Origin of the sequence: Pseudomonas sp. CVAP#3 (assembly GCF_018986375.1) — a bacterium.
In the GTDB taxonomy this organism is placed as follows: Bacteria; Pseudomonadota; Gammaproteobacteria; order Pseudomonadales; family Pseudomonadaceae; genus Aquipseudomonas; species Aquipseudomonas helvetica.
Genome location: NZ_JAHMSC010000019.1, coordinates 80,043 through 93,501 on the forward strand (window position 1 = coordinate 80,043; position 13,459 = coordinate 93,501).

The 13,459-nt window shown below is 59.6% G+C and carries 13 protein-coding genes, 1 tRNA gene and 1 pseudogene; 7 read left to right on the forward strand and 8 right to left on the reverse strand.

The annotated features are described in order from the left end of the window. Positions 1-60: 60 nt before the first annotated feature. Positions 61-2,076 (reverse strand): excinuclease ABC subunit UvrB, encoded by a 2,016-nt coding sequence (uvrB, locus tag KRR23_RS24535; RefSeq protein WP_019692689.1) that lies wholly within the window; start codon positions 2,074-2,076, stop codon positions 61-63. Between the two features lie 349 nt (positions 2,077-2,425). On the opposite strand from uvrB, the gene KRR23_RS24540 reads away from it, so the two are divergent. Continuing rightward, a complete protein-coding gene (locus tag KRR23_RS24540; RefSeq protein WP_216744593.1) occupies positions 2,426-3,622 on the forward strand; it encodes an amino acid aminotransferase in 1,197 nt (398 codons plus the stop codon). A gap of 134 nt (positions 3,623-3,756) precedes the next feature. Continuing rightward, a complete protein-coding gene (locus KRR23_RS24545; RefSeq protein WP_216744594.1) occupies positions 3,757-3,960 on the forward strand; it encodes a hypothetical protein in 204 nt (67 codons plus the stop codon). Between the two features lie 6 nt (positions 3,961-3,966). Here the strand turns inward: KRR23_RS24545 and KRR23_RS24550 are convergent, their stop codons facing one another. Further along, a complete protein-coding gene (locus tag KRR23_RS24550) occupies positions 3,967-4,200 on the reverse strand; it encodes a hypothetical protein (protein WP_095079262.1) in 234 nt (77 codons plus the stop codon). A 253-nt stretch (positions 4,201-4,453) separates the two neighbouring features. Here KRR23_RS24550 and KRR23_RS24555 point away from each other — a divergent pair. Next, positions 4,454-4,529 (forward strand) — tRNA-Asn (locus KRR23_RS24555). Positions 4,530-4,640: 111 nt separating this feature from the next. Here KRR23_RS24555 and nadE read toward each other — a convergent pair. Genes nadE through KRR23_RS24570 form a run of 3 tightly spaced genes read right to left on the reverse strand, consistent with a single transcriptional unit; the run spans position 4,641 to position 7,360 of the window. Then, positions 4,641-5,471, reverse strand: a complete 831-nt coding sequence (nadE, locus tag KRR23_RS24560) for an ammonia-dependent NAD(+) synthetase (protein ID WP_301542432.1) — start codon at positions 5,469-5,471, stop codon at positions 4,641-4,643. A gap of 1 nt (position 5,472) precedes the next feature. Beyond that, positions 5,473-6,702: a nicotinate phosphoribosyltransferase gene (pncB, locus tag KRR23_RS24565; protein ID WP_054596603.1), complete on the reverse strand. Its 1,230-nt coding sequence runs from the start codon at positions 6,700-6,702 to the stop codon at positions 5,473-5,475. Between the two features lie 10 nt (positions 6,703-6,712). Beyond that, positions 6,713-7,360, reverse strand: a complete 648-nt coding sequence (locus KRR23_RS24570; protein WP_216744595.1) for an isochorismatase family protein — start codon at positions 7,358-7,360, stop codon at positions 6,713-6,715. A gap of 190 nt (positions 7,361-7,550) precedes the next feature. Here KRR23_RS24570 and KRR23_RS24575 point away from each other — a divergent pair, with 190 nt between their 5' ends. Genes KRR23_RS24575 through KRR23_RS24585 form a run of 3 tightly spaced genes read left to right on the forward strand, consistent with a single transcriptional unit; the run spans position 7,551 to position 9,326 of the window. Then, positions 7,551-8,096, forward strand: a complete 546-nt coding sequence (locus tag KRR23_RS24575) for an adenylyltransferase/cytidyltransferase family protein (protein ID WP_216744596.1) — start codon at positions 7,551-7,553, stop codon at positions 8,094-8,096. A gap of 1 nt (position 8,097) precedes the next feature. Beyond that, the gene (locus tag KRR23_RS24580; protein WP_216744597.1) at positions 8,098-8,805 is read left to right on the forward strand and encodes an NUDIX hydrolase; all 708 of its coding nucleotides are present in this window, start codon (positions 8,098-8,100) and stop codon (positions 8,803-8,805) included. Between the two features lie 8 nt (positions 8,806-8,813). Continuing rightward, complete coding sequence (locus KRR23_RS24585) at positions 8,814-9,326, forward strand: NUDIX hydrolase (RefSeq protein ID WP_216744598.1); 513 nt, start codon at positions 8,814-8,816, stop codon at positions 9,324-9,326. A 135-nt stretch (positions 9,327-9,461) separates the two neighbouring features. Here KRR23_RS24585 and KRR23_RS24590 read toward each other — a convergent pair whose 3' ends face one another. After that, complete coding sequence (locus tag KRR23_RS24590; protein WP_216744599.1) at positions 9,462-10,982, reverse strand: nucleobase:cation symporter-2 family protein; 1,521 nt, start codon at positions 10,980-10,982, stop codon at positions 9,462-9,464. A 222-nt stretch (positions 10,983-11,204) separates the two neighbouring features. Here KRR23_RS24590 and KRR23_RS24595 point away from each other — a divergent pair, with 222 nt between their 5' ends. Further along, the gene (locus KRR23_RS24595; protein WP_216744600.1) at positions 11,205-11,630 is read left to right on the forward strand and encodes a hypothetical protein; all 426 of its coding nucleotides are present in this window, start codon (positions 11,205-11,207) and stop codon (positions 11,628-11,630) included. Between the two features lie 26 nt (positions 11,631-11,656). Here KRR23_RS24595 and KRR23_RS24600 read toward each other — a convergent pair. Both KRR23_RS24600 and bla read right to left on the reverse strand, forming a co-directional pair. Continuing rightward, a pseudogene (locus tag KRR23_RS24600) lies at positions 11,657-12,491 on the reverse strand (arylamine N-acetyltransferase). 14 nt (positions 12,492-12,505) lie between these two features. Then, on the reverse strand, positions 12,506-13,405 hold the full coding sequence (bla, locus tag KRR23_RS24605; protein WP_216744601.1) for a class A beta-lactamase: 900 nt from the start codon (positions 13,403-13,405) through the stop codon (positions 12,506-12,508). Between the last annotated feature and the right edge of the window lie 54 nt (positions 13,406-13,459).

Sequence of the window (13,459 nt, forward strand, 5' to 3'; positions counted from 1 at the left end):
CCCGAGCGCGGACCGACCCGCGGGAGCAAGCTCCCTCGCCACAGGGACCGCGCACGATCATCAGACGGTCAACAACCGCTCGCGCATCTTGGTGATTTCGTCGCGTGTCTGCGCGGCGGCTTCGAACTCCAGGTCGCGGGCGAGCTGGTACATCTTCTCTTCCAGCTGACGAATGCGCTTGGCGATTTCGCTCGGCGAACGCAGCTCGTTTTCGTACCGGGCACTTTCCTCGGCAGCCTTGGCCATGCCTTTGCGCTTCTTGCTGCGCGAGCCGGGCACAGTGGCGCCTTCCATGATGTCGGCAACGTCCTTGAATACGCCTTTGGGGGTGATGCCATTGGCCAGGTTGAAAGCGATTTGCTTGTCGCGTCGGCGCTCGGTCTCGCCAATCGCCCGCTCCATCGACCCGGTGATCCGGTCGGCATACAGAATCGCCCGGCCATTGAGGTTCCGCGCCGCGCGACCGATGGTCTGGATCAGCGAACGCTCGGAGCGCAGGAAGCCCTCCTTGTCGGCATCGAGAATCGCCACCAGCGACACTTCCGGCATGTCCAGGCCTTCACGCAGCAGGTTGATCCCTACCAGCACATCGAAGGTGCCCAGACGCAAATCGCGGATGATCTCGACCCGCTCCACCGTATCGATGTCCGAGTGCAGATAACGCACGCGGACACCGTGGTCGGCAAGGTAGTCGGTCAAGTCTTCGGACATGCGCTTAGTCAACGTAGTGACCAACACCCGCTCCTCCAGCGCCACACGCTTGGTGATTTCCGACAGCAAGTCGTCGACCTGAGTCAGCGCTGGACGAATCTCGATTTGCGGATCGACCAGACCGGTCGGCCGCACCAGCTGCTCGATCACCCGACCGGCGTGTTCCGCCTCGTAGTTGCCCGGGGTCGCCGAGACGAAGATCGTCTGCGGGCTGATGCTTTCCCATTCATCGAAACGCATCGGCCGGTTGTCCAGCGCCGAGGGCAGCCGGAAACCGTATTCGACCAGCGTCTCTTTACGCGAACGGTCACCCTTATACATCGCGCCAACCTGCGGCACGCTGACGTGGGATTCGTCGATCACCAGCAAGGCATCGGCGGGCAGATAGTCAAACAAGGTGGGAGGCGGCTCACCGGACTCGCGGCCCGAGAGGTAGCGCGAGTAGTTTTCGATACCGTTGCAGTAACCCAGCTCCAGGATCATCTCGAGGTCGAAACGGGTGCGTTGCTCCAGCCGCTGGGCCTCCACCAGTTTATTGTTGGAGCGCAGGTATTCCAGGCGCTCCTGCAGCTCGACCTTGATCCCTTCGATGGCTCCCAGCAGGGTTTCTCGCGGCGTTACATAGTGGCTTTTCGGATAGAAGGTGAAACGCGGCAGCTGGCGAATCACTTCGCCGGTGAGCGGATCGAAAGCAGAAATCTTCTCCACCTCATCATCGAAGAGCTCAATACGGATCGCTTCAAAATCGGATTCCGCCGGATGGATATCAATCACATCGCCGCGCACGCGGAAGGTCGCGCGGGCAAAATCCATGTCGTTACGGGTGTATTGCAGGTCAGCCAAACGGCGCAGCAAGGCGCGCTGATCGAGCTTGTCGCCGCGATCGACGTGCAGCACCATTTTCAGATAGGTTTCCGGGCTGCCCAAACCGTAGATGCACGACACCGTGGTGACGATGATCGCGTCCTTGCGCTCCAGCAGCGCTTTGGTCGCCGACAGTCGCATCTGCTCGATGTGATCGTTGATCGAGGCGTCTTTCTCAATGAAGGTATCGGACGACGGCACGTAGGCTTCGGGCTGGTAGTAGTCGTAGTAGGAAACGAAGTACTCCACCGCGTTGTTCGGGAAGAACGCCTTGAACTCGCCGTACAGTTGCGCGGCCAGCGTCTTGTTCGGCGCCAGCACCAGCGTCGGTCGCTGCACCTGGGCGATCACGTTGGCGATACTGAAGGTCTTGCCCGAACCGGTCACACCAAGCAACGTCTGGTGCGCCAGCCCGGCCTCGATGCCCTCGACCATCAGACGGATGGCTTCCGGCTGATCGCCGGCGGGCTCGAAGCGGGTGACTAGCTGGAATTCAGACATATCGTACCTATTGGTTTCCAAGGAGCGACGCACTCCGGCGCTGGCGGGCGCGCCAGAACGGTGAAGGTCGCTCACGACGAATGTCGCAGGGAAAAATCATGATAACCGTTGATGTGGTGCCGAATACCTCTAGTTTCAAGGCAAACGTCCTACATGCCCCTAAGCCATTGACATGACAATAAGGCTGACGAGCAAAAAATAATCCGAAAAAACCTGCCCGAAAAGCGGAAACGCCTGTCGCCGCGCCCGGTGTTGGCCTCTATACTAGCTCCCCGTTTGTGCACCGCTCTAGTGCATTCGGCTGGAGCGCTACACGTCCCTCCACATTCCATTCAGAGCCGCCGCAATAATGAGCCTCTTCTCCGCTGTCGAAATGGCACCACGCGATCCAATCCTGGGCCTCAACGAAGCATTCAACGCTGACGCCCGCACCAATAAGGTCAACCTGGGAGTCGGTGTTTACTGCAACGAGGAGGGGCGAATTCCACTCCTGCGAGCCGTTGTCGAAGCCGAGACGATTCGCGCTGCTCAACATGCTTCCCGTGGCTACCTGCCGATCGACGGTATCGCCGCCTACGACCAGGCCGTGCAAAAGCTGCTGTTCGGTAAAGACTCGCCACTGCTTGCCGCTGGCCGGGTTGTCACCGCCCAGTCCGTCGGCGGTACCGGCGCACTGAAAATCGGCGCTGACTTCCTCAAGCAACTGCTGCCGAACGCCGTCGTTGCCATCAGCGACCCAAGCTGGGAAAACCACCGCGCGCTGTTCGAAACCGCCGGCTTCCCGGTTCAGAACTATCGCTACTACGACGCCGCGACTCACGACGTGAACCGCGCCGGCCTGCTGGAAGACCTGAACGCCCTGCCGGCTGGCTCCATCGTTGTGCTGCACGCCTGCTGCCACAACCCGACTGGCGTCGACCTGAGCCCGGCAGACTGGAACAACGTGCTGGACGTGATCAAGGCGAAAAACCACGTGCCGTTCCTCGACATGGCCTATCAGGGCTTTGGCGACGGCATCGACGAAGACGCCGCTGCCGTGCGCCTGTTCGCCGAGTCGGGCCTGAACTTCTTCGTTTCCAGTTCGTTCTCCAAATCGTTCTCGCTGTACGGTGAACGTGTTGGCGCACTGTCGATCATCAGCGAATCGAAAGAAGAAAGCGCTCGCGTGCTGTCGCAAGTCAAACGCGTGATCCGCACCAACTACTCCAACCCGCCGACCCACGGTGCAGCGATCGTTGCGGCCGTACTGAACAGCCCTGAACTGCGCGCCCAATGGGAACAGGAACTGGCTGAAATGCGTCTGCGCATTCGCGGCATGCGCCAGCAGATGGTCGATCTGCTGGCGAAAAACGCGCCTCACCAGGACTTCAGCTTCGTCGGCCGTCAACGCGGCATGTTCTCGTACTCGGGCCTGACGGTTGAGCAAGTGACCCGTCTGCGCAACGAGTTCGGCATTTATGCCCTGGACACCGGCCGCATCTGCGTTGCCACGCTGAACCAGAGCAACATCGACGTAGTGACCAAGGCCATCGCTCAGGTGATCTAAGCCACACGCGCGACAGAAAAGGGGAAGCCGTTTGGCTTCCCCTTTTCGTTGGCGAGCAGATAATTATCAACACTGCGAACGAGCACTCTAGACTGCACACGTACTGCGTATTTCCGATACTTCAGAGAACCGACATGAAAAACGATGATTTACGCGCTGACCGCGATGAAGACCTGGATCACTTCGTGCCGCGCCCCCAGACCAAACGCAGCAGCGGGCTGGTGTGGCAGGTTGCCTTGGGCGTATTTCTTGGCGGCCTGGCCCTATGGCTGGTGCAACTGGCCGCTACGTCGCTGTACGCCAAGTTCCTGCTCGGCACCTTCACCTTCGGCGGTTAAGGTCGATCAGCCCGCCAGTTCGCTCGAACGTTGACTGGCGGCGTCGTCATAAGCCACATACAGCGATTCGGCAACCTGGCTTTTGATCGCCTTGGTGCTTTCCAGCCCCAGCACAAACCCTTCAGCCTTGCCGCCAGCGCGATTCAACTCATCAGCGGTGCTCGCCTGAGTGATTGCATCGAAGAGTTTCTCGGCATGCGGCCCGACGCCTTTTGGCAGGCTGATCTGAGCAATGCTCATACGAACACCTCGCGCAGCATTGACGACGTGAGCAGTGGTTGGTGAGTCATGACGCGTACCTTTTCGGCTGAGGGCCGGCAGCGCGTGAAACCACTTCCGGGGGACCATGGTAGACCTCTGCCACGATTCTGGTAACCGCCAATGGCTGACAACGCCCTCCTCGCCTGAAGAATCATCACCGCCCACCTGAAAATCCGCCATTCGAGCAATTGATGCTTGACTTGTCCTTTTTAATCAGTAACATACGGCGCATTCCGCGATAGCTCAGTTGGTAGAGCAAGTGACTGTTAATCACTGGGTCCCTGGTTCGAGTCCAGGTCGTGGAGCCAGACAGCAATATCGAAAAGCCCCTGAATCGAAAGATCCAGGGGCTTTTTTGTGGCTGATGGAAAATCAGAAGATCGTCCGAACGCGGCCCGAACCTGCGGCAGCTTCAACGCCTATGGCCGGGGGACACGAGGCAGTTCGCGTTTGTGGGCGGTTTTGATGTAGGCGCTTTCGATGATCTGCTGCGCCTGCTGCGACACCGTTTCGCCCATCAGATACGCATCGATTTCCTCGTAACTGCAACCATACGCCGCCTCATCCAGCTTGCCCGGTGCCAGGTCTTCCAGGTCGGCGGTCGGCGCCTTGCGCACCAGATGCGTCGGCGCGCCCAAGGCGTCGGCCAGCAACCGCACCTGGCTTTTGATCAACCCGGACAGCGGCGCCAGGTCGCAGGCGCCGTCGCCGAATTTGGTGAAGAAACCCATCAGCGCTTCCGCACCATGATCGGTGCCGACCACCAACCCGCTACAGAAGTTGGCGATAGCGTATTGCGCCAGCATCCGCGCCCGGGCCTTGACGTTGCCTTTGGCAAAGTCGATGAGTTCGGCCGAAGGCTGCAAACCGTCGATGGCGATATTGGCCATCAGGCCGTCGACACAGTCAGCGATGTTGCTGGTGGTGATCAGGTCCGGCTGGATGAAGTCCAGGGAGGCCTGGGCGTCACGCTCATCGGCCTGAGTCTTGTACGGCAGGCGCACGGCGATAAAGCGCGCCTCATGGTCCTCGGCGCGCAGTTGCTCCACCGCCAGCTGGCACAGGCGGCCGGCGGTCAAGGAGTCGACACCGCCGCTGATGCCCAGCACCAGGGCCTTGCAGCCCGACTCGCGCAGCACCTGTTTGATGAAATCGACACGACGGACGATTTCAGCAGCTTCGCCGCCCCGGGCGAGTTGCCGGGCGATGCCCAGCTCCCGGGCGATGCGCTCTTGCTGTTGCATAGTCATATCAGGCTCCCAGTTGTGGATTGATCAGGCTGACGTTGAATACCTGGGCCGCGTACCGCAGGAACGAGGCGTCTTCACAGACGTTCTTGATCGGGTCGTCGGAGAACTTCACCACCGGCTCGCCATGCACCCGCACCAGCTTCATGACGATGCTCAGCGGCTCGACGCCCTCGACATCGCAGGCCAGGCTGGTGCCCATGCCGAAACCGAATCTGGCCTTGCCACGCACGTGGCGCAGGATCGGCAGGCACTTCTCGAAGTTGAGACCGTCGGAGAACATCAGGTCCTTGGTTCTTGGATCGATGCCGAGCTCCTTGTAACGCCCCAGCACCTTGTCGGCCCAGACGATCGGGTCACCGGAATCCTGACGCAGGCCGTCATAGAGCTTGGCGAAGTACAGGTCGAAATCCTTGAGGAAAAAGTCGGTGCTGATGCAGTCGGTGAGCGCGATACCCAGCCTGCCACGGTACTCGCGCACCCAGTTTTCCAACGCGGCGTTCTGGCTCTCGCGCAACCGCCCGAGTTGCTGGTGGACCATTAGCCATTGGTGGGCCATGGTGCCGATCAGCGGCAGATCGAACTCGTAGGCCAGGTGAGCGTTGCTGGTACCGACGAACACCCCGGGGAAGTCACTACGCATGACGTTGACCACTTCGCGCTGGGCCCTGAACGACAGGCGCCGACGGGTGGAGAAATCCGAGACCCGGAACTCGGCGAGCTCTTCGCGGCTGGCGTTTTTTTCCAGCCATTCGAACTTCTGGTACAGCTTGCGGGTAACGTCGGCCAGCTCGACTTCCGGATACTTCTCGCGGTTGCGCAGCTCACTGACCATTGCCAGCACCGGCTGCTCGAACATGATGCAGTGCAACATCGGGCCACGGACGCGGATGTGCAGCTGGCCGTCGACTTCCGACACGTGGATGTAGCGCAGGTTGAAGCGAAACAGACCGAGGAACTGTTCAAAGTCCGGTGTCAGGTATTCACGGAAACGCTTATTGAACAGAAACCGCTGCTCACCTTCGCGCAACTGCAGACCGGCGAGCTTCTCCAGCTCATCGCGAATGTCCGGGATCAGGTGCCCGAGCCGCTCTTTCGAGCGCACGATGAACTGGTATTCCACCTCGACGTTCGGGTGCTGGTGCAGCACCGCCTGCATCATGGTGAAGGTGTAGTAGTCGGTATCCAGGAGACTCTGGATGACGCCGTTGCTGCTATCGAATGCACTTTCCATGTTTTCTTCCTTATGCGCTTGCCAGACTGGCGGTTTCTTCGCGGGTCGCGGTCACCGAGATTCCCGCTTGTTGCATGTCTTGGATGGCTTGAGTCGCACCCTCTTTACTAATGGCCCGGCAGGCTGGCAAGTGGATGATCACCTTGAAACCGGCAGCGGCCAGTTGCAGGGCGGTGGTCTTGACGCAGAAGTCCAGCGCCAGGCCGCCGACGATGACCTGCTTCACACCCTGGCTGTTCAGATACTCGATCACGCCGGTGGAGAGCTTGCCGTGCAGGTCGTGGTAGCAGGCGCCGTAGGGGTGCAGGTCCGGCTCGACACCCTTCCAGACGAAGTAGTCGTAGTCGTACGGGGTCGGCAACTCGTCCAGCAGGGTGAAGCCTTCGGTGCCAGGGACACAGTGGCTGACCCAGGTGATATCGGCGTGTTCGAGGCCGGTCGACTGGAACATTTGCGAGTGCTCGGCCACCACCCACGGGGCCTGGGCCGTATGAGCGTCCTTGCTGCCGACACGCAGACTGGCCAGGGTGGCCATGAAGTTCAGTTCGCTGCCGATCTGCTCGCCGCCCGCCACGGGCAGCTCATCAGGGCACAGCGGCGTGAAGCTCTTTTGCGCATCGACATCGAAGGAAGCGGTTTTCAGGGTCTGACTGTTCATGTAGGGTCTCTCCTCTGCATGAGCCAAAAAGTACACGTCATGTACTCTTGTTGCAATACCCGGCCATGAAAATATTTTTACCGCGAAGAAGCCCGCCTATGTTCTATATGCATGAGAGCAATGGGAGATAGTTTCGTCTGAACGGATTCGGTGATAAGGTACACGTCATGTACCAATAGGAAGATCAGCCATGTTTGAAATAGCCCTCTATGGCGGCGCCTTCAACCCTCCTCACGCCGGGCACGCCCAGGTGATGATCGAAGCCTCATGCCAGGCCAGGCGTCTGCTGGTGGCCCCCAGTTTCAGGCACCCTTACGGCAAACGAATGGCCGACTATGAACTGCGCCTGAACTGGCTGGAATCGATCGTCAAGCACGTACAACCCCAGTGCTGCGCCGAAGTGCGTGCCAGCCGGGTCGAACAGATCGTGGCGCGCGGCGTCGAAGGTCCGATCTACAGCTACACCCTGCTCGCTCATCTCGCCGACAGCCTGGCCATGGACGGTAAACAGATTGCCCTGGTGGTCGGCCAGGATGTGGCTGACCTGCTGCCAACCTTCTATCGCGGCCCGGAGTTGCTGGAGCGTTTTTCCATCATCTGCGTCGAGGAACAGATCCACGTACGCAGTACGCTGCTGCGCGAACGACTGGCCTTGGGCGAGCCGCTGCCCACCCATTGGATGGCACCCGGAATGGATCCGGTAAACTATGACCTCTACGCTGCCCACGGAAGCTGACATGCCAGACCGCATCCCCCATTCAAGCGCCTACCTGCACACCATCGACCTTTGTGTGCTGCGCTACTGCCGGGAAACCCAGGCGCTGGAAATCCTCCTGAACCGACGCGAAACCGAACCGTTCGCCGGCCATTGGGCGCTGCCCGGGATCGTGGTCAATGGCGGGGTCGAAGACCTCACGCTGAACGACGCCGTGGAGCGTCTGCGCGCCTCGAAAAAAGTCGGCATGCCGCTGGCCTGGATCGAGCAGGTCGGCACTGTCGGCGACGCGTTCCGCGATCCGCGCTGCTGGTCGTCGTCGACCTTCTACCTCGCCATCGTCAGCGATGCGGTCCAGCCGGCCGAACACCAGGGATTTTTCCCGCTCAAGGACGTGGCCGATGCCTCGACCAGACTGCCCTTCGATCACAACAGCCTGGTGGCCTCGGTGCAGGAGCGCCTGCTCTCCAAGTCGTTGTACAGCAGCCTGCCGTTGATGTTCCTCGGCAACGAATTCAGCGCGCCTGAAGCGGTGAGCATTTTCTCCCTGGTGCTTGAACGACCGGTGCTCAAGACCAGCATCCGCCAGCGCCTGCTGAAGATGATCGAAGCCGACTACCTGCAAGAGACCGGGCGCAAAAAAAGCCGCGACGGCGGCCGCCCGCAAGCCACGGTGGAAAACCTCAAACCCGCCAACCTCTACCTTTTCGATCGCTGCTTTCTGGAGTAATACCGCGCATGAAGCCTGTCACCGAATCCCAGTGCCTGCTGGAAACCCCATACTTCAACGTGGTCCGCGAGAACGGCTACTTCATCATCAAGGAAGCCCGGGCTATCAATGGCGTGGTGGCCGTACCGACCCTGGAAGACGGCCGGTTGATGCTGGTCAACCTCAAGCGCCGAGCCATTGGCGGGATGTCCATCGAGTTCCCACGGGGCGCCATCGACGAGAACGAAACCGCCTGCGACGCGGCGGCCCGCGAGCTGCTGGAGGAAACGGGCTGGCAGGCGCTGAAGGTCAAGGAGTTGGGCTTGCTGCACAGCAACACATCGCTGATTGCCAGTGCGGTTGCGGTGTGCCAGGTCTACCTCGATACACAAGCCACTGACGCAACCGATGGCGAGGTGGATGATCTTTTGTTCATCACCCGCCAGGAACTGATGGCCATGATCACCGCCGGCCAGATCACCGATGGCCACACGCTCTCGGCGGCAATGATGCTGATCGCCAGCGAGGCCGCTCGCCCCTAGCGCCCCCACCGAGGTTTGTCGACTGTCAGTCGAAACGCGCCATGCAAAAAGGGCAGAAGGGATGCGATCCCCTCTGCCCTTCTGTTTATCGGTTGTGAGCGCGTCGTCGGTCAGGCGCCGCTCTGCACAGTGTCGTCAGACATGCTCACTGCTTTTGGCATGCTCCGCATGATGCTCCGTCGGGCCGTGGGATGAATCCACCACCACCGGGACTTCGTTACCGTCGCAGTCATGCAGCTTGCCGCGACTGAAGTAATCCCCTTCGCGCAACGCCGCCAGATCCTGGAAACGCAAGGTCCGTTCGGTGCCAGCAGCAAAGACCGACTGCTGGTCCGAGTTACCGGTGGTGAAGTGATTGAAGGTCAGGTTGAGCGCGATCGCCATGATCGCCGACGAGCTGATGCCGGAATGGAAGATGGTCGCAAACCAGCTCGGGAAGTGATCGTAGAAGTTGGGGGCCGCGATGGGGATCATGCCGAAGCCGATGGAAGTGGCGACGATGATCAGGTTCACGTTGTTGCGGTAATCGACCTTGGACAGCGTACGAATACCACTCGCCGCCACGGTGCCAAACAGCACGATACCAGCACCGCCGAGGACGGATGTCGGTACAGCGGCGATCACTCGCCCCATCACCGGCAACAGCCCGAGCACCATCAGGAACACCCCGCCGGTGGCCACCACATAGCGGCTCTTGATCCCGGTCACCGCCACCAGCCCGACGTTCTGCGCAAAGGCACTTTGAGTGAAGGAGCCGAAGATCGGCGCGATCATGCTCGACAGCATGTCAGCCCGCAGCCCATTGCCCAGACGCCTGGAGTCAACCTTGGTGCCGATGATTTCACCGACCGCCAGAATGTCCGCAGAGGTTTCCACCAGCGTCACCATGATCACGATGCACATCGACAGAATCGCTGCGAAGTGGAAGGTCGGCATGCCGAAGTGGAACGGTGCCGGGAAGCCGAACATCGGTCCTTGAGTCACCGTCGAAAAGTCGGCCATACCAAGGAACACCGCAATCACCGTACCGATCACCATGGCCAACAGAATCGACAAGCGGGAGATTGTGGCGCTGCCGATCTTGCTCAACATCAGCACCAGTGCCAGCGTCAATGCCGCCAGCCCGATGTTCGCCATGCTGCCGAAGCTCTCGGCATGGCTGTTACCGCCCATGGCCCAGCGCGCCGCCACCGGCATCAGTGTCAGGCCGATGGTGGTGATCACAATGCCGGTGACCAACGGCGGGAAGAACCTGGTAATTCGAGAAAACACCGGCGTGATCAGCAGCCCGATCAACGAGGCGGCGACCACCGCCCCCAGAATCGACTGAAAACCGCCCTCACCACCGCTGCCGACAATCGCCACCATGGTTGCGACGCCCGAGAACGAAACACCCTGAACCAGCGGTAACTGACAGCCGAAAAACGGTAATCCGAGGGTTTGCAGTAATGTCGCCAAGCCCCCCGCAAACAGTGACGCCGCAATCAACAAACCGATGTCGGCCGGAGAAAGCCCGGCCGCCTGGCCGATGATCAGTGGTACCGCAACGATACCGCCATACATGGTCAGAACGTGTTGCAGGCCGTAAGCCATATTCGCGCCGACCCCGAGGTTTTCATCCTCAGGCCGTTGGTGTGAAACAGAGGGCGTTTTCATCGTGAGGGGGTTCCCTGGTTTTTGTTATGCGCACACTGTATTCAATACTAAAGACAAATGTCCATAGAGTTGTATACAGTTTGCTGGGCAGCGCTCAGATTGAATTGTTACTGCAATCGTTCACAACCCTACCCAACGCACCACGCAGAGCAGTCGCGCTACCTCGAAGCGTGCCTCCTACGATAAGCTCCAGCCAATCAATCGATCCGAGCACCACCTTAAATGAAAGCGGTTGCACGCTTCGCCCTCGCGCAACATCAAGGTCCTTACGAAACCTGGCCGATACGCACATCCGTCATCATAGATAGCCAGCCATCGGATCTGACTATCCCTGGCTTTACCCTGCTGCGCCAATACGAAACCGCAGCCGGCTACCTACTGGTAACCGACTTCGACTGCCCATTTGAGGAGGCGGTGTGCTTTGCGCTGATAGACAAAGACCTACGAACAGTTCTTAGCGAGCGCACCGTCGGTCAATGCTACAACTCGTACATGCTCAATGAAGTTGAGTGGCTGGACGACGAGCACTTTTTCGTGACTTTCCACGGCCAACCCGAGTACCACTACGAGTTCACCATACGCAAATACAACATACCGCTGATCTATCCACGCCTGGGGGTGACCTGCCGATGTATCCACGAGTGGTAAGTAGAAGTGGGATGTTTGCTCAAGTGTCAGCGCGATTCGTTTGAGCTGACCAACTGCGCCAGCACCTGCCTCAACTCTGGATGCTGCGGCACGCGAATATCGAACTCGCGCTCCAGCACCGCAATCACTTCATCAGCATTCGTGAGCTGCCGGCGTTCGCTCTCCTGGCCCATCCGGTGAATGGCATAGCTGCCGTTGTTGAGCGTGCGGCGCATCCCTGGCCCGGTGCGCGCTACCTTCAATTGCCCCCGAAACGGAGAGTCAGGGTGGGTCGAGACATACCAATTGCCGATCTGATAGTCGATGTCTGACTGAACCTGAAGATCGAACACATACATCGGCCGCCACTCGTCCGCGACCTTCGCACGCAAAGCGTAGCTGCTGTCCTTGCGAACGATGCGGTACGGCTCATGGCCGGTCGGCTGCTCCTCTTCAGTATCAAGGCGCAGCGGCGCCGTGGGCACCATGCCGCCAAAGCCGACATCCGTGATGTAACGAACCCCGTCCAGGGTGACCAGGCTCAAGCGGTGAGCGCGCGGTCAACGCGTCCTCGGGGCCACCCATCACCACCCGCCCGCTGATCCCTCGGGCTTCGAACCCCAGTTGCTGAAGCAGGGCGAGGAACATGTTGTTGAGTTCGTAACAGTAACCGCCTCGCCCCTCGTGCAGGACTTTGCGCTCGACCGAAGGCAGGTCGATGGGCACCGGAACCCACAACATCGTCGACAGGGTTTCAAAAGGGAACGTTGCGGTATGACGCGACTGCAACTCGCGAAGGGTGTCGAGCGTGGGCGACGGCGGTGTGTCGTAACCGAGGCGTTTCAGGTAGAGGTCAACATTCGATAGTTCAGTCTGAATCATCAATGACTCCTTGCTCAGGACACGTGCGCCATCACCAAACGGGTGGCAGACGCCAGAACATCACGACGCGCTTCGGCGTCTTTTTGATGTTGGGTGAAGTAAACCGCGAGCACCACGGGTGCGCCTGTCTGTGGCCAAAGCACCGCCACATCGTTTGTGGTGCCGTAGTCGCCGCTACCGGTTTTGTCGCCGACGATCCACCCCGCCGGTGTGCCAGCCCGAATGCTCGCATCGCCGGTGGTATTGCCCTTGAGCCAGGTCGCCAACTGCTCACGCTGCGCTGTTGCCAACGCATCACCCAGCACCACTTTCTGCACGCTGGCGGCCATCGCTGCCGGTGTCGTGGTATCACGCGGATCATCAGGAATCGCCGTATTCAACTCCGGCTCCCGGCGATCAAGCCGGAACGCCGGATCACCCAGGCCTTTGGCAAACAGGTTAACCGCTGCCACTCCACCTAACTCCTTGATCAACAAGTTGGCGGCAGTGTTATCGCTGTATTGCAACGCCGCGGCGCACAACTGCGCAACGCTCATGCCCTGTTTCAGATTCTGTTTGGCGATGGGGGCGTAAGACAGCAGGTCGGCTTCAGCATAGGCAATATGCTTTTCCAGCAACCCCGGCTCAGCCATGCTTTTGTGCAACACAGCTGCGGCCAACATCAACTTGAAAGTACTGCAGAACGGAAAACGCTCACCGCCCCGATACTGAATCTCGTGACCATTGGCAGTGTTGATCAAGGCAACGCCCAATCGACCTTTCGCACTGTTCTCCAACTCGGCAAGTTTCTTGTACAACTCGGCCAGCGGTTTATCCGCAGCCGAAGCGTTAGCCCAGGCCGGAACTACCAGTGTGATCAATGGCAGTGTCAGACCTGCCTTCAACAATGAACGTCGCGAAGGTGAATAGTTCATGCGGTGCCTCATAAAAAACAAACATTACAGACGGGTCCGCTGTGCAACCGCGCC

Bases quoted from the DNA above. Each gene is read 5' to 3' on its own strand.
- KRR23_RS24540 (WP_216744593.1), top strand. From the start codon at position 2,426: ATGAGCCTCTTCTCCGCTGTCGAAATGGCACCACGCGATCCAATCCTG.
- bla (WP_216744601.1), bottom strand. From the start codon at position 13,405: ATGAACTATTCACCTTCGCGACGTTCATTGTTGAAGGCAGGTCTGACA.
- KRR23_RS24580 (WP_216744597.1), top strand. From the start codon at position 8,098: ATGCCAGACCGCATCCCCCATTCAAGCGCCTACCTGCACACCATCGAC.
- KRR23_RS24585 (WP_216744598.1), top strand. From the start codon at position 8,814: ATGAAGCCTGTCACCGAATCCCAGTGCCTGCTGGAAACCCCATACTTC.
- uvrB (WP_019692689.1), bottom strand. From the start codon at position 2,076: ATGTCTGAATTCCAGCTAGTCACCCGCTTCGAGCCCGCCGGCGATCAG.
- KRR23_RS24590 (WP_216744599.1), bottom strand. From the start codon at position 10,982: ATGAAAACGCCCTCTGTTTCACACCAACGGCCTGAGGATGAAAACCTC.
- nadE (WP_301542432.1), bottom strand. From the start codon at position 5,471: ATGACTATGCAACAGCAAGAGCGCATCGCCCGGGAGCTGGGCATCGCC.
- KRR23_RS24575 (WP_216744596.1), top strand. From the start codon at position 7,551: ATGTTTGAAATAGCCCTCTATGGCGGCGCCTTCAACCCTCCTCACGCC.
- KRR23_RS24595 (WP_216744600.1), top strand. From the start codon at position 11,205: ATGAAAGCGGTTGCACGCTTCGCCCTCGCGCAACATCAAGGTCCTTAC.
- pncB (WP_054596603.1), bottom strand. From the start codon at position 6,702: ATGGAAAGTGCATTCGATAGCAGCAACGGCGTCATCCAGAGTCTCCTG.
- KRR23_RS24545 (WP_216744594.1), top strand. From the start codon at position 3,757: ATGAAAAACGATGATTTACGCGCTGACCGCGATGAAGACCTGGATCAC.
- KRR23_RS24550 (WP_095079262.1), bottom strand. From the start codon at position 4,200: ATGAGCATTGCTCAGATCAGCCTGCCAAAAGGCGTCGGGCCGCATGCC.
- KRR23_RS24570 (WP_216744595.1), bottom strand. From the start codon at position 7,360: ATGAACAGTCAGACCCTGAAAACCGCTTCCTTCGATGTCGATGCGCAA.